Source organism: Sporosarcina ureae (genome assembly GCF_029267015.1).
GTDB lineage: Bacteria > Bacillota > Bacilli > Bacillales_A > Planococcaceae > Sporosarcina > Sporosarcina ureae_D.
On the sequence record NZ_JARIEA010000044.1, the window covers coordinates 41254 to 64355 of the forward strand.

General features: G+C 40.4%; 20 protein-coding genes. 4 read left to right on the top strand and 16 right to left on the bottom strand.

Features of this window, described 5'->3' with window-relative positions; translation table 11 throughout:
• Window positions 1-183: 183 nt before the first annotated feature.
• Together Q7P97_RS06760 and Q7P97_RS06765 are read right to left on the bottom strand one after the other, a co-directional pair.
• Window positions 184-1731, bottom strand: a complete 1548-nt coding sequence (locus tag Q7P97_RS06760) for a solute symporter family protein (RefSeq protein ID WP_303968308.1) — start codon at window positions 1729-1731, stop codon at window positions 184-186.
• Window positions 1732-1744: 13 nt separating this feature from the next.
• Window positions 1745-2071 (bottom strand): DUF485 domain-containing protein, encoded by a 327-nt coding sequence (locus Q7P97_RS06765; RefSeq protein WP_085426611.1) that lies wholly within the window; start codon window positions 2069-2071, stop codon window positions 1745-1747.
• A gap of 456 nt (window positions 2072-2527) precedes the next feature.
• On the opposite strand from Q7P97_RS06765, the gene Q7P97_RS06770 reads away from it, so the two are divergent.
• Window positions 2528-3187 carry a GntR family transcriptional regulator gene (locus Q7P97_RS06770; protein ID WP_085426612.1) on the top strand — a complete coding sequence of 220 codons (660 nt, stop codon included), beginning with the start codon at window positions 2528-2530 and terminating at the stop codon, window positions 3185-3187.
• Between the two features lie 53 nt (window positions 3188-3240).
• On the opposite strand, the gene brnQ is transcribed toward Q7P97_RS06770, so the two are convergent.
• The 10 genes from brnQ to Q7P97_RS06820 form a co-directional block, all read right to left on the bottom strand.
• On the bottom strand, window positions 3241-4623 hold the full coding sequence (brnQ, locus tag Q7P97_RS06775; protein ID WP_303968313.1) for a branched-chain amino acid transport system II carrier protein: 1383 nt from the start codon (window positions 4621-4623) through the stop codon (window positions 3241-3243).
• A 341-nt stretch (window positions 4624-4964) separates the two neighbouring features.
• Window positions 4965-8039, bottom strand: coding sequence for an AAA family ATPase (locus tag Q7P97_RS06780; RefSeq protein ID WP_303968316.1), 3075 nt, complete (start codon window positions 8037-8039; stop codon window positions 4965-4967).
• Window positions 8036-9190, bottom strand: coding sequence for an exonuclease SbcCD subunit D (locus tag Q7P97_RS06785; protein WP_303968418.1), 1155 nt, complete (start codon window positions 9188-9190; stop codon window positions 8036-8038). Before Q7P97_RS06785 ends, Q7P97_RS06780 begins: the two co-directional genes overlap by 4 nt.
• A 105-nt stretch (window positions 9191-9295) precedes the next feature.
• Entirely contained in the window at window positions 9296-10015 is a 720-nt protein-coding gene (locus Q7P97_RS06790; protein WP_303968318.1) for an NAD-dependent deacylase, read from the bottom strand.
• 127 nt (window positions 10016-10142) lie between these two features.
• Window positions 10143-11147 carry an aliphatic sulfonate ABC transporter substrate-binding protein gene (locus Q7P97_RS06795; RefSeq protein ID WP_303968321.1) on the bottom strand — a complete coding sequence of 335 codons (1005 nt, stop codon included), beginning with the start codon at window positions 11145-11147 and terminating at the stop codon, window positions 10143-10145.
• A 27-nt stretch (window positions 11148-11174) separates the two neighbouring features.
• Window positions 11175-11930, bottom strand: a complete 756-nt coding sequence (locus tag Q7P97_RS06800) for an ABC transporter permease (protein ID WP_085426617.1) — start codon at window positions 11928-11930, stop codon at window positions 11175-11177.
• Window positions 11863-12705: an ABC transporter ATP-binding protein gene (locus Q7P97_RS06805; protein WP_303968326.1), complete on the bottom strand. Its 843-nt coding sequence runs from the start codon at window positions 12703-12705 to the stop codon at window positions 11863-11865. The genes Q7P97_RS06800 and Q7P97_RS06805 overlap by 68 nt, the downstream gene beginning before the upstream one ends.
• A gap of 238 nt (window positions 12706-12943) precedes the next feature.
• Window positions 12944-13870, bottom strand: a complete 927-nt coding sequence (gene cysK, locus Q7P97_RS06810) for a cysteine synthase A (protein WP_303968330.1) — start codon at window positions 13868-13870, stop codon at window positions 12944-12946.
• A 42-nt stretch (window positions 13871-13912) separates the two neighbouring features.
• Window positions 13913-15124: an MFS transporter gene (locus tag Q7P97_RS06815; RefSeq protein ID WP_303968332.1), complete on the bottom strand. Its 1212-nt coding sequence runs from the start codon at window positions 15122-15124 to the stop codon at window positions 13913-13915.
• Window positions 15125-15157: 33 nt separating this feature from the next.
• Complete coding sequence (locus Q7P97_RS06820) at window positions 15158-15637, bottom strand: PaaI family thioesterase (RefSeq protein ID WP_099624715.1); 480 nt, start codon at window positions 15635-15637, stop codon at window positions 15158-15160.
• A gap of 166 nt (window positions 15638-15803) precedes the next feature.
• Here Q7P97_RS06820 and Q7P97_RS06825 point away from each other — a divergent pair, with 166 nt between their 5' ends.
• On the top strand, window positions 15804-16256 hold the full coding sequence (locus Q7P97_RS06825) for a hypothetical protein (protein WP_303968338.1): 453 nt from the start codon (window positions 15804-15806) through the stop codon (window positions 16254-16256).
• An 80-nt stretch (window positions 16257-16336) separates the two neighbouring features.
• Complete coding sequence (gene pepF / locus Q7P97_RS06830; RefSeq protein WP_303968342.1) at window positions 16337-18148, top strand: oligoendopeptidase F; 1812 nt, start codon at window positions 16337-16339, stop codon at window positions 18146-18148.
• 62 nt (window positions 18149-18210) lie between these two features.
• Here pepF and Q7P97_RS06835 read toward each other — a convergent pair whose 3' ends face one another.
• Complete coding sequence (locus Q7P97_RS06835) at window positions 18211-19227, bottom strand: LLM class flavin-dependent oxidoreductase (RefSeq protein WP_303968345.1); 1017 nt, start codon at window positions 19225-19227, stop codon at window positions 18211-18213.
• A 5-nt stretch (window positions 19228-19232) separates the two neighbouring features.
• Window positions 19233-19592 carry a winged helix-turn-helix transcriptional regulator gene (locus Q7P97_RS06840; protein WP_303968348.1) on the bottom strand — a complete coding sequence of 120 codons (360 nt, stop codon included), beginning with the start codon at window positions 19590-19592 and terminating at the stop codon, window positions 19233-19235.
• A 132-nt stretch (window positions 19593-19724) separates the two neighbouring features.
• On the opposite strand from Q7P97_RS06840, the gene Q7P97_RS06845 reads away from it, so the two are divergent.
• On the top strand, window positions 19725-20351 hold the full coding sequence (locus Q7P97_RS06845; RefSeq protein ID WP_303968351.1) for a nitroreductase family protein: 627 nt from the start codon (window positions 19725-19727) through the stop codon (window positions 20349-20351).
• Between the two features lie 241 nt (window positions 20352-20592).
• Here the strand turns inward: Q7P97_RS06845 and thiD are convergent, their stop codons facing one another.
• Complete coding sequence (gene thiD, locus Q7P97_RS06850) at window positions 20593-21423, bottom strand: bifunctional hydroxymethylpyrimidine kinase/phosphomethylpyrimidine kinase (protein WP_303968354.1); 831 nt, start codon at window positions 21421-21423, stop codon at window positions 20593-20595.
• A gap of 177 nt (window positions 21424-21600) precedes the next feature.
• Window positions 21601-22947 (bottom strand): dihydrolipoyl dehydrogenase family protein, encoded by a 1347-nt coding sequence (locus Q7P97_RS06855; protein WP_303968357.1) that lies wholly within the window; start codon window positions 22945-22947, stop codon window positions 21601-21603.
• Window positions 22948-23102 lie beyond the last annotated feature (155 nt).

Sequence of the window (23102 nt, forward strand, 5' to 3'; positions counted from 1 at the left end):
AACCTCCTGTTCATGTATACCTTAACAAAGCGCTCACTTCATATTATTCGAAGATAGATGTCAACAGTACCGTTATATTTAGGTTAAACAATATTCCAGCCAGGAAAATCGATAAAAAAAACGGTCTCTTCTTCTGACATACTGACAGAAGAGGAGACCGTTAGTTGTAAATCTAGCTAGTTATTATAAATCAAGCTCTTTGTATCCAGTTTCTGCTTTGAAACGAACTTCTGCATAAGAAACTTCGTCTTTTTCATGACGCTTAGAACTAACAACTGTACCGATCCATGCAGCAAGGAAACCTGCTGGTACGGAAACAATAGCCGGGTTAGCATAAGGGAAGATTGGATTACCAGTAATAAGTGTCATTCCTTCAACTGGGTTCATTACAGATGGGCTGACCGCAACAAGAACTAGCGCTACGATAAGACCTGTTAACATCGATGCTACAGCACCTGTTGTGTTAAATTTCTTCCAATAGATTGTTAATAGAATTGTTGGTACGTTTGCCGATGCAGCAACACAGAATGCCAGTGATACTAAGAACGCAACGTTCAACTTTTCAGAACCTAATGCAAGAAGGATTGAGAATACTCCGATTGCAATTGAAGCCCAACGAGCTGCAGCAACCTGTTGTTTCTCAGTTACATTACCATTTTTGAAGATTTGTCCATAAATATCGTGAGCGATTGCAGAAGCACCTGAAAGTACAAGTCCTGCAACAACTGCCAGGATTGTAGCAAATGCAACAGCAGCTACGAATGACTCAAGGGCATCTCCACCAAGAACTCCAGCGAGCATTGGTGCTGCCATGTTTCCTGCGGCGTTTTCTGCGATGATTGCGTCCGCTCCAACGAATTTAGCTGCGCCAAATCCAAGGAAGATCGTCAATACATAGAAGATACCAATAATCCATACAGAATAAATTACGGAAGAACGTGCTGTTTTCGCATCTTTAACTGTGAAGAAACGCATTAAGATGTGTGGAAGACCAGCAGTACCTAAAACTAGTGCGATCAATACAGAGATAAGACCGATTGTGTCTTTATAAACAACCCCTGAGTGAAGGAATGCTTCACCATGCGGAGTAGCAGTTTTCATTGTCTCGAACATACCGATGAAGTTAAAGTTAAATTTCATAAGTACTAAGAAGGAGATAATAATTGTACCCAACATCAAAAGAATAGCCTTAACGATTTGTACCCAGCTTGTTGCAGTCATTCCACCGAATAGAACGTAGATCAACATCATTGTTCCAACGATTAGAACCGCAATCCAATACTCGATACCGAATAATAATTTAATAAGAGCACCCGCACCAACTAATTGTGCAAGCATGTAGAACATTACGATTGTAATTGTGTTCAATGCTGCTGCTCCACGCACTTTCTTAGCGCCGAAACGAGCACCGATCATATCTGCCATCGTAAACTTACCTAAGTTACGTAGTGGCTCAGCAATTAGGAATAGAACAACTAGATATGCTGTTAACCAACCAATACTGTAATAGAAACCATCAAATCCGTTAAGTGAAATCGCACCTGCGATACCTAGGAATGATGCTGCTGATAAATAGTCACCAGCGATAGCCATACCGTTTTGCCAACCTGTTAATGAACCACCGGCAGTATAGAAATCACTTGCCGTAGTTGTTTGCTTTGCCGCCCAATATGTAATGTAGAGCGTCAACGCGATTACCGCGAAGAATATAGCATAGGAAATCCAACTCATGAACACAACCCCCTTATTTTAGAACGTTTTTCTCTATAATTTTGTCTACTTCAATATCAAAGTGTTTTGCTTTATTCATGTATATGGATGTGAACACCCACACCATAATGAACATCGAGAATGCATAGATCCAAGTCCATGTCATTGCGCCAATTGCTGGTGTTTCAAGAATTTTTGTATAACCTGTTAAGAGTGGAAGAATAAAGTACGCTGCGAAGAAGAAAATAACAAAAGGTGTGGAGAAGCTCTTCTTTCTTTTAACAAGACCTTTAAAGTCTTCAGTTTGAACGAGTTTTTCATAGTCTAATGTGGATTTACCACGCGAAACTTGATTAGTCATTAGTTAATCCCCTTTCTATTTTATATAAATTAGCAAATTGGTTCTTATTCCCCTCCTTTTATTGAAAACGCTTTCATCCCTGAGCCAAATAGACAATATGTTACAGTGGATGTAATTGTTCATTTGTTATAGTACACATGTAAACAATAACAAAATTCTGCTAGTTTTGCAATACCCTTTTTTGAAGATTTGTAAAATTTAATCTACTAAGCTAACGCAAAACCCACATAGACATAAATCTATCAAATACAGGCAGAAACTACAAGAACTATTTAAAATTATTTCATTTGAACCTTTAAAAATAATCAAAATTCATTATTGGAATTTCCATTTATTTTTGCAAGTTTTGAATAATACTGTTAAACAACAGTGAAAAGATGTAGTATATTGTATATCGGCTGTTAGTGCAATTCGACTTATGTAAAGACAACTTTTATAGAAAGATGGTGTGATATAATGCCTATCCCTACTAATCATGCACAACCTGTACGTAAAACCGCTAAGGAAAATGCGTTTAGTCAATTACAGAAGTGGATTATCGACGGAACACTCCAACCTGGAGAAAAGCTAAATGACGTAGAATTAGCAGAAGCACTCGGAGTGAGTCGTACGCCTATACGTGAGTCACTTCAATTATTGGAAGTACAAGGATTCGTTCAGATGTTCCCCGGTAAAGCTACGCAAGTAACCGATGTAGATCGTGAATCTATTTCTGATTTACTCCCCCCACTTGCTGCACTACAGGCACTCTCAGCTGAACTTTCCATACCTAATCTAACTGACAGTGTGATCAAGAAATTACGTGACACGAATAAGAAATTTGCGCTAGCAGTTGAAAAGGAAGACTATTTCCAAGCTCTGAAAATTGATGAAAAGTTTCACCAAATCATTGTCGACACAGCTAATAACCCATATATTTCTTCTTTGCTTGTCTCCCTGCAAGCTCATGTGCGCAGACTTTTCTTCCATAATTCCATTATATTGACGGAGAAATCGATTGCAGAACATGAACAAATTATAGATTTGATGAGCAAGCGTGACGGTGAGCAAGTTACAACTGTTATGCGAGAAAATTGGTTACGAGCCATCGAGGAGTTTCACTCTATAAAAGAATGAACTCAGAAATAGACGTGAAAACAGGATCCAATATATCGGATCCTGTTTTTCTTTTATATTTTATTACTATTCGGACCCGGTTCGATATTCACTGCTTCTTTATTGGATAATGCTACAGCTAAAGCTGTGATTACCGTCACAATCAGTACAGGAACTAACCAGCCGATGCCTTGCGCGTAGTATGGAATGTATGCTGTATATATGTCATCTACAGTGACAAGCCAGTTCGGCATATTCTTTTCTACCAGAGTGTAAAATTTCACGAGCGCTTCAACAAAGCTTATTAGGAACGCCATGATCGTCGCCGTTCGATATACTAAGCTAGATTGACGGAATAAGGGACCGGTGAACGTCAATATGATTAGTACCATCGCCAGAGGATAGAGTAATACAAGTACCGGAATAGAATAATTAATAATATTTGCTAGACCAAAGTTTGCTACAACCAAGCAGAATGTCGAAAAGAACACTACAAATAATTTATAGCTGATTTTAGGGATAATCGCATGAAAATACTCTCCACATGCTGTAAGTAGGCCAATTGCGGTTGTCAGGCACGCTAACATAATCACTACGCCCAGTAACAATAGACCTGTCGTACCAAATAAGTGTGAGGCAGTCTCACTTAAAACAGATCCTCCACCATCAAGATAACCAAATAAATCAACTGAAGTAGTACCCAGATACGCAATACCTAAATATATTATGGCTAAAAATCCAGAGGCTACAAGTCCAGTTTTAGCAGTAGAAGCCAATATCTGCTTTTTACTAGTAATCCCCATCGCATGCAATGCATTTATGACAATAATTCCGAAAACGAGTGAAGCCAATGCATCCATCGTATTGTACCCTTCAAGGAAACCAGTAAAGAACGGCGTTTCATTGTATGGAGCTTGTGAAACTTGTGCACTTCCCATTGGATTTAGAAGAGTCATACCAATTAAACCAATCAATAAAATAATGATAAGCGGAGACAAATACTTACCCACTCGATCAACGATTTTGGCAGGGTTTAATGATAACCACATGCTGATTCCAAAGAATGCCAATGTAAATAGGAAACGGGCAAGATCAATAGAAAAGCCATTCAAAAATGGAGCGACCCCAATGTCAAATGCTACAGCTCCTGTACGAGGTGCAGCAAAAAAAGGGCCAATTGTTAAGTAAAGTATCGCTGTAAATACAACAGCATATACCGGGTGAATTCGACTTGCCAAGTCTTGTAAATCTTTCTTGCCAGAGAAACCGATAGCCAATATACCTAAAAAGGGTAAACCAACTCCGGTGAATAAAAAGCCAAGCATTGCTTTCCACGTTTGATCTCCAGCAAGCTGTCCAAGCTCTGCCGGGAAAATTAGATTACCTGCTCCAAAAAATAATGCGAATAGCATAACACCAATAACTAAGCTAGATGAAAACGATAATTTTTTCTCCATATGTTTCAAAATCCTCCCAAAAACAACAGCACTTATTTGTATGCAATATATCACGTTCCCTCATATTACTCTTCCCTATTTAGAAAATCAACAGCCAACTAAATCATTTAACTTTTGCATTTATTGCCAACTTACTGACTATTGTCTTTTTCTATATTATGTTATTCTCAAAATAGAAAAAACTGAACTTTTTTAAAGATCAGTTTAAAGTAAAATATGAGATATTAATTAATAGTGGTTAAGATCTTGCGTTAAAAATGTAGGAGAGCGTCCGCTTGGAACCTCGTTCAGCGATACCTTCTCCTTATTCACCCCCGATATATAAACTGAAAACCACAACATCAATTCAACACGAATTTCGTCTGACTGTATCCCTCTTTCAACTTAGTTACTTGCAACGTAGCAGGGATAGCCTCTTTCATCTCATCGATATGTGAAATGACACCAATCATTCTGCCTGACTGTTGAAGAGCAATTAGCGTATCAATAGCTTTCTGAATAGCTTCTTCATCCAAGGCTCCAAAACCTTCATCGATAAACATTGTTTCCATGCGAACGGCACCTTGGAAGCTTTGAATGACATCCGCCATCCCTAGTGCCAAACATAGAGAGGCGTTGAACTTCTCTCCACCTGATAACGTCTTGACGTCTCGGGTCTGTCCTGTATACGCATCATGGACATCTATGCCTAAACCACTTTGCTTTCCTCTAGTTTCTTGACGATCACTACGTACTAATTCATACTGTCCGTTCGATAAATCACGCAAGCGAATATTGGCTGCTTGAATGATACGTTCTAAATACTCGATTTGAATATAACGTTCAAATGATATTTTCAATTGGTTTTGACCACGAACTATATCGTATAAATTTGCAATCTTTCCGTAGGTCTTTTCAAGTTCGGCTTCTTTTGATTTGCTTGTTTCTAATTCTTTGTGCAGATCTTGTGCGGCCTGTTGCCAAGCTTTTGATTGATTATACAGGGCAAACGCTTCTTCATATTGTATTTTCAGCGCTTCTACCTGATTCTCCATAATCGCCATGTCCATCGGTTGTTTGCCCTCTACAGACTTCTTGAGTTCTGCTACGGTTGATTTCAACGTGTGAAGCGTTTGTGCGAATGTTTGAAGTTGTTGCTGGATAGCCTGGCGTTTTTGTGTCGGCAGTTTTACTTGTAAATAATTTTCTTCTGAAGTAAATCCTTCTTCTTTTAGACGTTGAGTAAATGAAACTATACTCTGATCCAACTTTTCTTTCATATCTGCAAGTGACTTCTTCTCTAGATCTTCTCGAGATTCCCATTTTGTTTTTTCTGTTGTAACATCTTGTAATCTCTGTTGAATAGATTTCCAAGCATTTTCAAGTTGTAGATTTGTTGCTTCTTTAGATTGAATTTGTTTTTGCAACGCGGATAGCTCTTGTAGGTTTTCCGGAACAGTTGCAAGCACGTGTTCATACAGTGCTTGTTTCGTTTCAAGTTCTCCTTTTGATTCGTTACGTTGCTGCTCTAATCTTTTTATTTCTGTAGCAAGCTTTTCCATCGCTAGTTCTGATTGACTTTGTTGTTCTTTTCTTTTTTTCAGTAATTCTCGTTTACTTCTAAGCACGGACACCTTTTCCGTCAACTCATTTTGTTCTTTTTGATAATCATGACTTAAATCTACTTGTTGTTCATGTAGTTCAGCCTCACTTGCCTCAATACGCTGTTGTACTTGCTGTAATTCAGCTTGTTTAAGAAGGAAAGTCTGTTCTTTATGCGTCAACTCAAGTTTCGCTGTGTCTAACTGTTGCTTGGATACAAGCTCTCCTTCCGACTCTCCTGCCTTTTTAGGGTGCTCGATACTACCGCAAACAGGACAAGATTCTCCGTCATGCAGTGCAGCAGCGAGGATTGCCGCTTGATTGCCAATCCAATGATTCTCAAGCGCTTGGTAGACTTCTGTGTACTGCTTTACTTGTTGCTCGGCTATTTTATACTGGACTTCGAGCTCTTTTTTAGTTGCTAGTTGTTGCCCATGAGATAGTACTTGCTTCGCGATGGCTTTAGTATTTGCAAGTTCCTCTAGCAACTGTTCATATTGATCTAATGAAGTTTCTAATTCTTTTATTTCGTTTTTTTGAACATTCATCATTTCTTTTTGCTGATCATACGCTTGTTTATTTCCTAGTAAGGACTCTTCTACTTCCTTGACGTTTTTCTTGAGTGACTCTAGCACTTGTCGTTGCGTAGCGAGACCCGACACTGTTGGAAGAAGCTGATTCAACGTTAGTAACTCTTCTTTTATTTCATTTCTTTCAGGTTCTTTAGCTAGTTCTTGTTCAAAAGATGCCTGTGTTGACACGAACTTTTCCTCTATAGCGGCGAGGGCTGTCACAGCTTCAGAGTAGCTTTGATCTTTTTTCTGCCATTCCGCTTGATTCGTCTTCACGAGTTGTTCTACATCTTCTAATCTTGCCGCCTGTTCCGCTTGTTGCAGCTGTTGTTCCAGTATTTTCATCTCTTGTTCTTTCGCTTGCAAACTACCTAGTTCATTTTGACGTTGTTGTAATTTCGTAAATTGTTCATTGATTACACGCGCTTCATGTAGTTGCTTTTGTTTTTCATTATGGACGCTATAGAGTCTAGTATATTCTTTATGCGTTTCGCTAGATTGCGTTTCATGGTGAGTATGTTCTTGTTGAAGACCTGACACGAGTTGATGGTAGTTTGGATACTCCGACTGTAATTCAGTAAACAATAACGAGTCACGTTCAGGTAACTTTGCCGGTATTTGATGAAGAATCGCATCACTCATTTGCTTTTCACGTAGAAATTCCGCGTTCGCTTCTTCTTTTTTCACTTTTAACCGTTCAACAATCTTTTGATACGGTTCAGTTTTAAAGATTTTGCGCATGATCGCTTCCTTATTGCCTGTATCGGAAGTTAGGAATTTACGGAATTCACCTTGAGGCAGCATCATAATTTGGCTGAACTGCGCATGCGTAAAACCTAATAATTGTTCAATCTTGTCATTTACTTCGGTAACTATTTGACGATCTACTGCTGGAATGAATTGCTCCTCTTTTTCTTCGAATAACTCACAGCGTCCAAGTGTATCCGATTTATTGCCTTTCTTTCGGTAAGGAATCTGGCGCACAACTCGAAACCTTCGCTTGTGAATATCAAACGTTAATTCAACTGTCGTTTGGACGTCATCCTCAGCAAACTGACTGCGCAATGCTTTTGTATCTGTACGATCTTCACCACTTGCCTGTCCATATAACGCAAAACAAATACCGTCGAAGATAGTGGTTTTTCCTGCACCCGTCTTTCCCGAAATAACAAATAAACGATGCTCTTTTAAATCGCGAAAATCAACCGTTTCTTTATCTTTGTACGGTCCAAATGCCGTCATAGTTAGCGTAATCGGCTTCATGAGTGCCCCTCCTCTTTCATAACATCCCACAAGACTTCAGCAAATAACTCTTTCGTCTCTTCATCTGCTTCTTCGCCTTGAAGTTCTTTAAAGAAGGAAGCAAACATTGCTTGGTCATCCTCTTTTTTCTCGACATCTACTGATCCGCCTATTCCATCCAAAGAAGAAACGACTAGTTTACGCTCCACATGCATCGCATTTGGAAAGACAGATCGAATTTTCTCCATAGGCTGTATAACCGGTACCGTATCTAGCAGTTTGACGTACACATAATCTTCATTATGTTCCATCGCCACTATATCCTCCATAGTCCCTTCCACCGTACGCACATCATGCAGTGGAGTAAGTAACCTTTTCTCGACTTCTACTTCGCCATTTTCTTCTAGTTCCACAATCAGATATCCTTTTTGATGATTCTGTTCAGAAATAGAGTATTTTAATGGTGATCCAGAATAACGAATTGTTTCATTACCTACAAAATGTGCCTGATGCAAATGACCAAGCGCTGTATAATGAAACGGCTCAAATAAATCAGAAGATACGTATTCAGCACCGCCAATAGATAATGGACGTTCGGCATCACTTGTGTTTTCCTCTTTCTCGCCATGTTTTGTGATGAACGCATGTCCAACTAAAACATGCCGAGCGTCTTTATCCATTGATTGCTCGATACGTTCAATAATCTTTTTCATTGCTTGCTGATGAGTAGATACCTTATCATCTTCAAACAAATAACTGACTACTGATGGATCCGCGTATGGTATTAAATGAAAATAGACGTCGCCATATTGGTCTTGCAGTTTTACCGGAGACAAATGAGTGGATAATTCTCCTGTTATGTACAATCCTTGATCTTTCATAAAAGTACTACCGAAATGAAGTCGGCTTGGACTATCGTGATTTCCTGCAATTGCGATGACAGGTGTTTTTAGATCAATAACAATCTCTTGTAGAACTTCATTCAACAAACCTACCGCCTCTGTTGGTGGAATCGCACGATCGTAAAGGTCACCAGCAATAACCACTACATCTGGTCGTTCTTTCTTAATCTCTTCTATAAAAGCTTGTAAAATAAAGCGCTGATCCTCTGTCATATAAACCCCTTGCACGAGTTTTCCAAGATGCCAGTCTGCCGTATGGAATATCTTCAAATCCATTCCCCTCTCTTCATATATAAAATTGGAGACAGGAAGAATAGTGTAGCAGCGGATCTGTATAGAACATCCTAATCTGCTACACTTATTCTTCTGTCTAATTTACTTATTTTTTACTGCTTTATCAGCTTCATTTAACACTTCACCAATTTTTCTTTCATTGATGACCAAGTCTGCATAGCGATCCATCTCAGTAGGTTCCATATTCACAATGACCAACTTCGCGCCTTGCTCTTTTGCTATCAGTGGAAATTGATTTGCTGGAGTTACAGTCAACGATGACCCGAGTACGATGAACAAATCTGCTCTCTCACTTTCAAAAACTGATTGAATAAATGCTTCTTCAGGCAACATCTCTCCAAATAACACAACGGACGGTCGTAATTTTCCGCCACAGTCGCAGTAAAATTCATCATGCGCGTACCGTTCATTGTCGTACACTTTACCACATGTTTCACAATGTACATTACGAAGTGTTCCGTGAAGTTCCATGACATTTTTTGATCCCGCCATCGTGTGGAATCCGTCGACGTTTTGTGTAATGATGCCGTTGATTAGTCCTTGCTTTTCCCATTTAGCCAATATCTCATGACCAGCATGTGGCCCCGTTTCTTTCGCAGCAATGACACGTTGCTTGTAGAACTGTAGAAACTGTTCAAATTGCTCATTTAAAGCGGTTGTACTTGCCACTTTCGCAGGATCTTCAGTTTCCCACATGCCCGTTTTAGCGGAACGAAAATCAGGTAATCCACTTTCTGTTGACATTCCTGCTCCTGTATAGACGATAGTACGTTTCGATACTTGTAATAAATCTCCCAGCACTGTCCTCATCCTTTCAACTAGCGAAATTATGTTCTATCTATTATAGTAGCATATCCTGTTTGACTGATAATTACCAAATGATACGAAAATAGAAAAGCGGATATCCCAAATGGATACCCGCAAAGTATTATTGTGCTGTGATTTTTTTTATTGCTTCCAGATCAATCAATCCGTCAATTACATTGCTCTTAATATAATCTGCTTCCTGACTAATATCAGCCATTTCTTGCAATACATCTTCATTTACTTCGGTTGTGACGACAATACGACTAAAAGCTGCTTCAAGTTCATCACTATTTAATTCTTTGCCCGTCAGATCTTTTATATGCTTCACAACTAACGCTTGTGCTTCCTCTGGCTCGTCTCGAACAAACTGAACTGCTTTTGCGTGAGCTGTTAAATAAGAATTTACTAGTTTTTCATTTCCTAAGAATGCATCACTAGTGGCAACTACTGTATTCGTAGACTCTTTACCCCAAGCAAAGTCCTCCCAGTCCAAAATCAATTTCCCACCTGCTTGATTTTGTAAGATATACCCCCAAGGTTCTTGAGTTGCTGCTCCATCAACTGAATCTTGGATGAATAAAGTCGCTGTATCCGCGGGTGCTGCCGCGAAGAATTCAACTGATCCACCATTCGCTTTTGCTTTTAAATCTACGTCTTTCAATGCTTTACGTAACATTACGTCTTGTGTACTTCCGATTACTGGTATAGCGATACGCTTTCCATCAAGATCTGCCAATTCATTAATGTCACTTTTGTCGTCTGCTACTAATACCGCACCACCATTTACTGCACCAGATACAATATGGTATTTGGGATCTTTAACGAAATAGTTGATAACAGGTCCTGGTCCAACAGTTCCGATATCAATCGAGTTAGAAGCCATTGCTTCCATGAATAGTCCACCGTTACTTACAGTCTTCGTTGTGATTTTAATATCCTCGCCGAATTCTTCCGCAAAATAATTTTTTTCTAGTCCAATGATCGTTGCGATATGCGTCAAGTTCGGGAAGTATCCAATCTTTACTTCACTTTTATCCGCGCTACCTGCGTCTGTTTTTCCGCATCCTGATAAGATCCCTACAATAGCAAATACCGAAAGTAGTCCACCCAATAATTTCTTATTCATATTCTTTTCCCCTTTTCTTAGAGCGAGTTACGCCCGAATTCCCCATTTTCTCTCTACACTGCGTTCCAAACGTAAGAATAATACATTATCCATAATCGTTCCGATCACACCGATGATGATCATGACCGAAATTACTAAATCCATTTGGCCAAGTGCGCGTCCTGCTTCCAGTAGTTGACCGAGACCGACGCTTGCACCTAGCAATTCTCCAGCCATGAGCGCTCTCCAAGAGAAAGCCCATGCGATACGTAAACCAGAAATCAATTGCGGTACAGATGCGGGCAAAATTACCGTCCGCAAAAAGTGAAGCCCGCTAGAACCTAATGATTTTGCTACGCGCTGATATAACACCGGTACGTTTTTGAACCCGCTCGTTGCATTGACAATCATTGTCCAAGTTGCCCCTAATGTAACGATAAATAAAATAGCAAAATCATTAAGGCCAAACCATATGATGGCAAGCGGGAACCAGACGATACTCGGAATGGACTGTAATGCTGTCACAAGAAATCCAAGTGTGTCTTCCACGATTTTGTAGCGCCAGATCAGATAGCCAAGCACTAGCCCTAGTATAGAAGCAATCGTGAAACCGATTAGTAATCTACTGAGGCTTGCACCGATTGCAGTCAAAATTTGTCCGGAGATGAGTCCTGAAATCAAAGTCGACATAACTTGCGTGAAGCTCGGAAACATAAAATCGGGTAAATCCGATAGTCTAGATGTGACTTCCCATATCGCCACTAGTATCCCGAGAAACACTATTCGTCTTAAAGCTGTAGTCATCACCCATCTCCTCCTTCAACACCTTCTCTATTTCTTCTTGCAGTTCAGCTAAAATTTGTTTTTCTAGTTGCAACGTCACATCACTAGGCATGACACCGTCTTTGGAATCTTTGGAGAGGAAAGTCGCTTTGATTTTTCCGGGACGTGTCGCAAACACGACAATCTTTTGCGAAAGCAATACAGCTTCCCGGATATTATGTGTAATGAAGAGAACCGTTACTTTCGTTTTTCTCCAAATATCCAATAACTCTTTATGAAGTACCATGCGTGTCTGTTCATCTAGTGCCGCGAATGGTTCATCCATCAATAGAATGTCTGGTTCCATCACAAGTGCGCGAGCAATGGATACACGCTGCTTCATTCCTCCAGATAGTTGATGCGGATAGGAATCGATATAATTACCTAAGTGGACCATTTTCAACATCTCAATAGCTTTTTGTTCCGCTTCTTTCTTCGGCATTTTCTTTAGAAGCAACCCATATGTAACATTGTCTAGTACTGTCAACCAAGGAAATAATCCTGCTTCTTGAAAGACAACTACGCGGTCGGAGCCAGAACCTTTAATTTCTTTTCCATCAATACTAATTTTCCCTTGATCAGCTTTTTCCAGCCCTGCAATCAAATACAACATAGTGGATTTCCCGCAACCTGACGGACCTACAATGGAAACAAACTGTCCCTTTTCTATTTCAAGATTGATATTATCCAATACCTTGACCGTTCCCTTGTCTTTATGGGGAAAGCTCTTTTCAATGCCTTGAATTTCTAAATACATGTTGATTCCCCCTCATCAGCATTTTCCACGTTTTAATCCCTACTAACTTTATATGTTTTGTATATATATAATCTACCATTCCTATTGGATTTGTCAATACTATTTAAAATTATTTTTTCAATCTATTTAAAAAATATAGATGTACATCAGTAGATATAGCTGTTCACTACTTTACATTGCTAATATATGAAATAAAAAACCTCCACCCGATGTAGGTAGAGGTTAAATACGCTAGTAGTTATTGGAATAAATCACTCGATAAATATCTTTCGCCGGAATCCGGTGCAATACAAACAACTGTATCTTCTGGTGTTAATCGCTTAGCCACTTGCAATGCTGCATACAAAGATGCACCACCTGACGGCCCAAGTAACACACCTTCTTGTCTCGCAAATTGTCTGACTGTATTATATGCATCGTCATCTTCAATACGGAAAATTTCGTCGTATACAGTAGTATTTAATATAGAAGGAATAAATCCTGGACTTGTACCTACTAGTTTATGTTTTCCAGGTTTACCACCCGATAATACGGGTGATCCTGCGGGTTCCACTACATGGACGGTAATCGAAGGGTCATGTTGCTTCAATGATTCACCTGTCCCCGTTACCGTACCGCCCGTTCCTGAAGTACAGACAAAAGCCGTTAATTTACGATCGATTGATTGAATTGCATCGATAATTTCCACAGCGGTTGTATGTCGATGACTGTCTGGATTGGCTTCATTTTCAAACTGCATAGGAATGAAACTATTTTCGATTGACGCTGAAATTTCATTTGCTTTAGCAATCGCACCCGGCATACGTTCTGCGCTAGGTGTCAGTACAACCTTGGCCCCGTATGCTTTCATTAAGTTAATACGTTCAATTGTAGAATTGTCCGGCATGACAAAAATTGCAGGATATCCTTTTGCAGCAGCATTCATGGCCAGTCCGATTCCCGTATTCCCTGATGTCGGCTCGATAATCGTAGTACCGGGTTTCAGCACACCATTCTTTTCGGCTTCTACTAACATTTGATAAGCTGCACGATCTTTTACACTTCGGCTCGGATTGAAGTACTCCAGTTTTACATATACAGTAGCACCTGTAGTTTCGCCGAGCGTCCGTACTTTTACTAGCGGAGTATCTCCAATTAATTCCGCCATATTATTGAATACTTTCATTTCGTACACCTACTTTTCATGATGATCAAACTAGTAATCTAATTATGAAGCTGATGTAATCTTTTGATCACGTGGTAAAGCTAAACCAACTAAACCAATGAACGGCAAGAACGACGTGATAATCATCGTTTGATAGATTCCAATATAGTCGATAAGACTTCCTATGGCAACAGCACCAATAGCTCCCATTCCAAAAGCTAAGCCTACGGTTAATCCGGCCATCGTACCAATCTTCGAAGGTACGAGCTCTTGCGCATAGATGACAGTAACCGAAAAACTAAGCATGATAAAGAATCCAATGGTTAGTAGTAGTAATATGATTCCCCACACAGGAGCATATGGGAGTAATAAACTTAGCGGCAATGGTACGACAAGCGACAGGACAATCACTTTTTTTCGTCCCATACGATCTGCCATCGGTCCACCGAAAAACGTTCCGACAGCACCTAGAGCCAAGAATAGAAAAATATACAACTGACCATGTTGGATCGTCATGCCATAGTTTTCGATCAGATAGAAAATATAGAAGCTCGTAATATTTGTTACATAGAATGAACGCGCAAATATGATGATCATTAATAATGTCAACGCAATGACAACTTGTCTCTTAGTCAGATTTTCCATCGTCGTTAATAGTGCTTTCTTCCGCTTACCTAAACGTTCTTCATCGAGCTGCTTCTTATACCAGATGGAAATACGGGATAGTAAGGCAATTCCTGCTGCAGCTACTAAAACGAAAACCGCTGCTCCTATTTGGCCTAGAGGGACGAGAACAAATGCACTAATTAACGGTGCAAGTGCCTGGCCCGTGTTACCTCCTACTTGATAGATAGACTGTGAAAGCCCACGCTTGTCTCCTGCAGCCAAAAACGATACACGAGAACCTTCTGGATGAAAAATTGCTGATCCTAACCCGAGCAACATAACGGAAAGAATAATCAGCCAATAACTTGGTGCCAATGCTAACCCCGCTATTCCAATCATTGAAAATGTCATACCTATCGGCAAGGCAAACGGCTTCGGCTTACGATCACTTAGATATCCTACAACCGGTTGAAGTAAAGAAGCTACGATGTTCAGTGCAAATACAATGAAACCTAATTGTTTATAACTAAATTGAAATTCCTTTTCCAAAATCGGCAACATCGCTGGAATCACTGCCTGCAGTGTGTCGTTGAATAAATGACATACTGCAATCGCGATCATGATTGGAAATACCGGATTCGCTACGGCAGTCTGTGGAGATTTATTCATACCCTCTGGTCACACCTTATCTAGTTGTCTATTTTACTTCGTGAATGTAGCAGGCATGACGACCCCTACTACTTCTCCAGTGGCACATAGTTCATCGCCTGCGAAAATTTCTACTGCAACCTTCCACTTCTTCGGGTGAATTTCCGTGACGTTCCCAACAGCCTTTAATACTACTCCTTGTGGTGTCGGCTTACTATATGTAATCTGCAAGGAAGCTGTCACAAAGCGTGGAGGAACAGATCCATCGCCTGGCTCATGACCATTTTTTCGGTGTAATGCGAGCGCGCAAGACCCCGTACCATGGCAATCCAAAAACGAAGCTAGAAATCCTCCATACACAAATCCTGGTATTGCAGTATATTTTTCTGGCGGTAATGAATAGGTAGCCGTTTGATTGCCTTCCCAACCTGTTCGGAAATGATTTCCTTCCTCATTGAGACTCCCACACCCATAACACCATGAAAAATCATCCGCATAATCGTCCTGGACTGCATGTGTAACATATTCTTTCATAGTTAGTACCTCCCTTTCAGATGAGTCTCTCCATTATACATTCCGAATATTGAAATATCGAGCTAAAACGAAATAACTATCATTACACTGATAGTTATGTGCGTATCTTCACTACTACATTCATATACTAGTGAGAAACGTTATTTTGTGGAAGGAGGGAATTCTAATGAAAATACGTGGTGTGATATTGGCACTGCTAGTGGCTGGAGGATTTTATGTCATGATTCAGACAATTGATGAAGCTTCCTCCCATCCTTTTGAGCGATTACAAGACCAACAGCTGAATGGTTTAAATCCTTATTCTTCAATTACTTTTCGGCAACCTGGCTCTCACGCACGACATGCCGTTACTTGGAAAGTAGACGAAGCTGAAGAAATAGACCGATTGCTTTCATTTCTCCAAGCATATGATTACGAGCGAATAGATCCCGATACATTGCAATTGTTTGACGATCAATCGTTCTTCACAATTGATTTGCAAGATGAAACTGGAAATCGAATGACCATTTTAATTGAAGAAGGAGTTTTAATCCATAATGACCGCCTATACTACCAAGTTGTCAATGGTCCTATGCAAGTCGATTGGCTAATGGATTTTATCATTTCCAACAAACCATAACTTTGTACTCTGAACATTCATTGTATTATACTAGTAATTAATTCGGCAACCGAATAATCGATTTGAAGGAGAGATTCACATTGGTGAAAAGCTTACCTAAACGCGCGCAAGTAAACGAACAAGAAACTTGGAATTTACACATTCTATTTGAAAATGAGCAAGACTATCAGAAAGCTATAGTAGATGCAAAAGAAGAAGCAACTGCTTTCGAGAAAAATTATAAAGGGACCGTTACAGATGCAAACTCTGCTATTCAAGCATTAGATGCATATCGCAGTCTACAGGAGAAACTCACCAAAATCTCGAGTTATGCTGAGCTGACAGCAAGTGTCGATTTAACAAATGATGATTCGCAGATGAGAGAAAGTAAATTTGGTTCAATCGCTGCGAAAATCGGTAGTCAAACTGCATTCATAATGAGTGAATTGACGGAGCTTTCTGAGCAAACGTTACAGCAAGCAAGTGAACAATCAAAAGGATATGCCAGCTTATTCGATAAGATTATTCGGAAAAAACCGCATCAACTACATCCCGAGGTAGAGAAAACACTCGCTGCATACTCTTCTTCTTTCCAGGCACCGTATTCTTTGTATAACACAACAAAAATGGCAGATATTAACTTCCCCGATTTCACTTCAGACGGAAAAGCTTATCCTTTAAGCTATGTATTATTCGAAGGGAAATGGGAGTCTGAACCAAAGACGCCAGTAAGACGTGCAGCCTTTAAAACATTCAGTGATACATTGCGCAAATATCAACATACAACTGCCAAAACCTATGATATGCACGTACAGATGGAAAAAACGACTTCTGATTTACGTGGTTATGACTCTGTTATTGATTATTTATTAATGGACCAAGACGTAGATCGTTCCATGTACAATCGCCAAATTGATGTGATCATGGAAGAACTTGCTCCCCATATGCGCAAGTACGCGAAACTCCTTCAAAATATCTACGGTCTGGATGAAATGACGTTTGCAGACTTAAAAATGCCAGTAGATCCATTGTATGAACCTTCAATTACAGTAGAAGAATCTAAAAAATATATGAACGATGCCCTTTCTGTTATGGGTGAAAATTATCTTGATATGGTGAACCGTGCCTATTCAGAACGCCGGATTGATTTTGCGCAAAATGAAGGTAAATCTACAGGTGCATTTTGTGCAAGCCCTTACGGCAGTGGCTCATTCATATTAATTTCTTGGACAGGCAGCATGGAAGATGTCTTTGTACTGGCTCATGAATTAGGCCATGCCGGACATTTCAATTATGCTAATGAGGCACAAAATCTGTTTAACTCACAATCGTCACTGTACTTCATCGAAGCTCCTTCAACTATGAATGAAATGCTGATGGCTAATCATTTATTGAAGAATTCCGATGACCCGAAATTTAAGCGTTGGGTACTATCTTCTATCGTAGCCAGAACGTATTACCATAATTTCGTTACGCATCTGCTTGAAGCCGCGTTCCAGCGTAAAGTGTACGAACTTGTGGATGCAGGCGGCAATGTCAATGCCACTATTTTGAACGATTTGAAACGTGGCGTACTCGAAGAATTTTGGGGAGACAGCGTGAGAATAAATGAGGGTGCAGAATTGACATGGATGCGTCAACCGCACTATTACATGGGCTTGTACCCGTACACATACAGTGCTGGATTAACGATTTCTACCGAGATGGCAAAACGCGTATTGCAAGAGGGAGAACCAGCTGTTGAAGATTGGCTCAACACTTTACGTGCAGGCGGTTCAAAGAAACCAGCGGAACTCGCGAAAATGGCGGGAATCGACATCACGACAGACAAACCATTGCGCGATACAATCTCCTATATCGGTGGATTAATCGATGAAATCGAGAAACTGACGGAAGAAATTGAAGCACAATAAGTTAGATAAATAAAAGCATCCGCTTTGCAGGTTTGACTCCTGTAAAGCGGATGCTTTTTCTATTAATTCATTATTTCACTTAGGATTTCATATGAACGAAGTCGGTCTTCGTGATTGAATATACCTGAACTGATAATCAATTCATTCGCTTTCGTCATGTCTACAAACTCTTCCAGTTTACGTTTTACTGTTTCAGGACTACCAATAATAACAGATGGTGATTGACTTTGCTGCGCTACCGCTTCTTGTTCAAATGGCGACCACTGCGCATTAATATCATCAATTGGTGGTTGGAACTGGATCATCTTACCTTGACGGATATTCAAAAACTGCTGTTGCATAGATGTAGCCAGATACTGGGCTTTTTCGTCAGTATCTGCAGCAATCAAGTTTACGCCCATCATGGCATGTGGCTTCTGAAGATCTTTAGAAGCACGGAAATTTTGATGATAAATTTGCAATGCTTGCATCATAAATTGTGGCGCAAAGTGGCTGGCGAATGAAAATGGCAAGCCGAGTTCCGCCGACAATTGAGCACTAAAGCCACTTGAACCAAGCAACCAAATAGGAACATCCTGCCCTGCTCCAGGAAATGCCCGAACACGGTCAGTTGGATTACCTGCAAAATACGTACGCAACTCTTCCACTTGTTGCGGGAAATCTTCTCCACCGCTTTGTAACGTGCGACGAAGTGCATAGGCTGTCGCCTGGTCGCTACCGGGCGCACGGCCTAATCCCAAATCAATACGACCTGGATACATCGCATCCAGTGTACCAAACTGTTCTGCAATGACTAATGGCGCATGGTTTGGCAACATGACACCACCAGATCCCACTCGAATTTCTTTGGTCATTTGCGCTACATGTCCAATGATAATCGAAGTAGCGGAACTCGCAACGCCGGGCATATTATGATGCTCCGCCAACCAGTAACGATTAAATCCCCAATCTTCTGCATGTTGCGCAAGATCCACACTGTTTTTGAACGACTGCCCTGCATGGCTACCTTCATTGATCATGGCTAAATCTAATATGGATAACGGAACGCCGTTAAATAGTTTCGCGTTTTCTCTAATCAATTCATTCACTCCTTCTGACAGCCACCATTTTTCTTTACCCACTCAAAAATGGCCTGAATAATATCTTCTAATTCTTTACCTTTTGCAGTAAGCTCATATTCTACTTTTCTAACCGTTGGATCGGATTGATTTTTGATGACCAAACCATGCGCTTCCAGATCACGCAATCTCTCCGTTAGAAGACGATCTGATATTCCTTCGATCTCCGCCGATAACTCAAAGAACCTTTTCGGTCCATCTAATAAATGATAAATGATAATTCCCATCCAACGCTTACCGATAAACTCGATGGTGTTGTGGAAACTATTGCAACTTTTTTGACCTTTAGGATTTACCGACTGAACAAACTCTTCATTTTTCTTCATTAGCAAAACCCCAATCCTGTACTTCCTTCACTTTATCACATTCATGTTTGACAAACAAGCTTACTAATAGTAACCTTAAAATTAACTTACTAATAGTAAGTGAAATAATATTATTAAGAGGAGTTTTATATTATGTCCCAACATTACGATGAGTTATTGGAAGTTATGCATGCACGTAAATCTGTTAGAAAGTTTGATGCTGACTATACAATCGATAAAGAAGATATTACGTCTATGCTGGATGAGGCAACTTCTGCGCCATCTTCGAGCAACTTGCAGCCATGGCGTTTTCTTGTTATACAAGACCAAGAGTTGAAGAAGAAAATCAATCGTTTTTCATTTAATCAAGAACAAATCGAAACTGCGTCGGCTATTATCGCGGTGATCGGCGATACGGAAATGTATCATAATATTGATGAGATTTATCTTTCGAATTTAGCTGCAGGAAATATAGATGAGGAGCATGTGCAGATTCAAATTAATAATGCCAAGGCGGCTTATCCGAATGCACCACTTGAAGCTAGACGCAATATTGCGACGTTTGACGCTGGATTGGTTTCTATGCAGTTGATGTTGATTGCGAAGGCTAGAGGGTATGATACGGTGCCGATGGGCGGATTTGATAAGCAACAGTTTGCGGAGTCTTTCGAGCTTGAGTCTCGCTACGAGCCACTCGTTCTCATTGCGCTAGGCAAAGCCGCTTCACCTGCTTATGGCTCTACTCGACTGCCAATTGATGCGATTACTACTTATATGTAAAAGAGTGAATAGCAGAAGTGTGGGGTGGAGATTAGCGCTACGGAGGGGTCACTTCATTCCTAGACAGCTCACCGCAGGCCCATGAGAAAGCGTCCTCCAACTGGAGCTTTCATCCCGAACTACTCACAAACTCACTCACTACTCACGAGCACTTGCTTTTAAACTTAAACCATACAAAAGAGGATGTCCTAGAAGTGTTACTACTTCCTAGACATCCTCGCATTTGTATGGCTTTCTGAGCTCATTCTTGCTCTATCGTCACCTTACAACTTGTCTCATCATACTTACCATAAGCCGCATGATAGGTTGGACCCACTCCTGCTTTAAAGGTTAGGGAGTGGCGTATGCCCGCTGTGATGAACTTTTTCGCCTCAATCACGGCATCTTGCACCGTTTGTCCCTTTGCCAGCCCCGCTGTAATAGCTGCAGAATAACTGCAACCCGCTCCATTCGTATTGATCGTATCAATTCTCGGTGCTTCAAGTAGATAGAACTGTTTTCCATCGTACAACACGTCCACTGCGGGCCCTTCCAACCTGCCACCTTTAACTAAGACGAACTTCGGTCCCATTTCAAACAAGCGTCGTGCGGCTTCTTTTAAATCGTTGACTGATTTCAGCTCCATACCCCCTAGTAAATAAGAAGCTTCTGGCATATTCGGCGTAATAATCGTTGCAAGAGGAATCAATTGCTTCTGCATTGCTTCCATTGCATCGTCTTTCAACAGTGCCGAGCCCATTTTTCCAATCATTACTGGATCCACTACGATATTTTGAGTAGCGGACTGCTTAATCCACTCCACCACATGGACAATAATCTCTTTAGTGAACAACATACCCGTCTTCATCGCATCGACACCAATATCCTCATTTATCGTGACTAATTGTGCTTCAATCGCTTCCCATGATTGAGGGAATATGCCTTGACCCGTTCGAGGATTTCTCGCAACAATCGCTGTAACGGCTGTTGTACCGAATACATCAAACTCCTGGAATGTTTTCAAATCTGCTTGGATTCCTGCTCCACCACGTGCAGCAGAACCAGCGATAGTTAATGCGCGTTTGATCATCATTCATTCCCCCTGTCTACTATGTAATTTAGATGTCTTTTAATTATCTACGTCATTCTACAGGATAACGTGGCTTGACTAAAAGAGTCAATTTCATTGATTTTAACATGAGCTGAATAATACTTCCCTCAATTAAAAACTCCCTATCCAGCAGTAGGATAGGGAGAAGTGTTGACATAATTACAGCATGTACGCAATATCTGAAGCTACTGTTGGATACGCGAATGGCATCTTCTTTAATTCTCCGACAGGGATTTGAAAACGAATGGCTAAGGCAAAATGGTTAATCAATTCATCCGCTTCCCCACTCAATAGATGGGCGCCGAGTACGACATCTTTCTCTTGATCGATAATTACTTTAAATGCCGCTGCTCCTTCGTTCGTTCGTCTATATGTGAACCACTCCGTTGCATCTTGTGACTTTACAAAAACTTTCAAACCGGACTCTTTTGCCTCTTGTTCGCTCATTCCGACTGATGCTAACTTTGGAACAGTGAATACAACAGAAGGAACTACTGGATAATCTGCTGTCTTATTATTCCCTTTGAGAAGATTCGAAGCCACTACATGTGATTCAGTTGTCGCAACAGGTGTTAGCGCAGGCGCGTCGGTTGAAGCCACATCACCTGCTGCGTATACATTAGGGTTACTAACACTTTGCATATATTCATTAACGCATACACCTTGTTTATCCCACTTTACATTCCCTTTTTCCAAGTCCATGTCTAGTGCAGGTACGCGACCTGCTCCATGTACAACAAGATCCGCTTTCCATTCTACTTCACGATCTTCTTGTTCTCCTTTAACCACAAATGCATTACCACATTTCTCGATTCCGTTTACAGGTGTATTCAGATGTACATGCACACCTACTTCCTTGGAACGTTTAATCAGCATTTTTACTAAATCTTGATCAAAGTGTTTTAAAGCTTTTTCACTTCTATGCAAAATATGCACTTCAGAGCCTGCTCTTGCAGCAACATGTGCAAATTCGAATGAAATAAATCCGCCACCTATAAATACGATTCGTTTTGGAAGTGTATCCAGTTCCATAAACTCATCACTCATCGTCAGATATTCTTCACCTTCTATATCCATTTTCATAGGTTCTGCACCTGTAGCAATAAGAATCTTTTTCCCTTTCAATACATCTGAACAGACTTTTAATTCTGTTTCACTTTGGAAAACTGCCTTGCCATGATACATATCAATTCCTAGTTTCCCATACTTTTCTTCCGTATCTTCAGGTATCGTTTGAGTAAACGTTCGTTTGAATTCCATTAATTCTGGCCAATTAATTTTACTATCTTCTTCGATACCTTTTCCGTGCATACGTTTATTCCAATCTATCAGTTCAGCTGCTCCTATCAATACTTTCTTCGGATCACAACCTCGCTGAGAACAAGTCCCCCCAAAAGGCCGGTCATCGATTATCGCAACGCTCCATCCTTCTTTCTTACATTTTGTTGCCGCAAGGGACCCTGCATTTCCGGTTCCGACCACTAGCAAATCATATTCTTTTACCATACTCAATCTCCTCCACCTTTACCTACTATCGCAATTTTCTATTCTGCTATCAAATACCCTCTATTGTCCTTTATGACACGTGGAATCAATTATTCATTTTACTTCATGCTATTTTGTAGCTTACATACTGTACAAGCAACATATACAAACAAGCG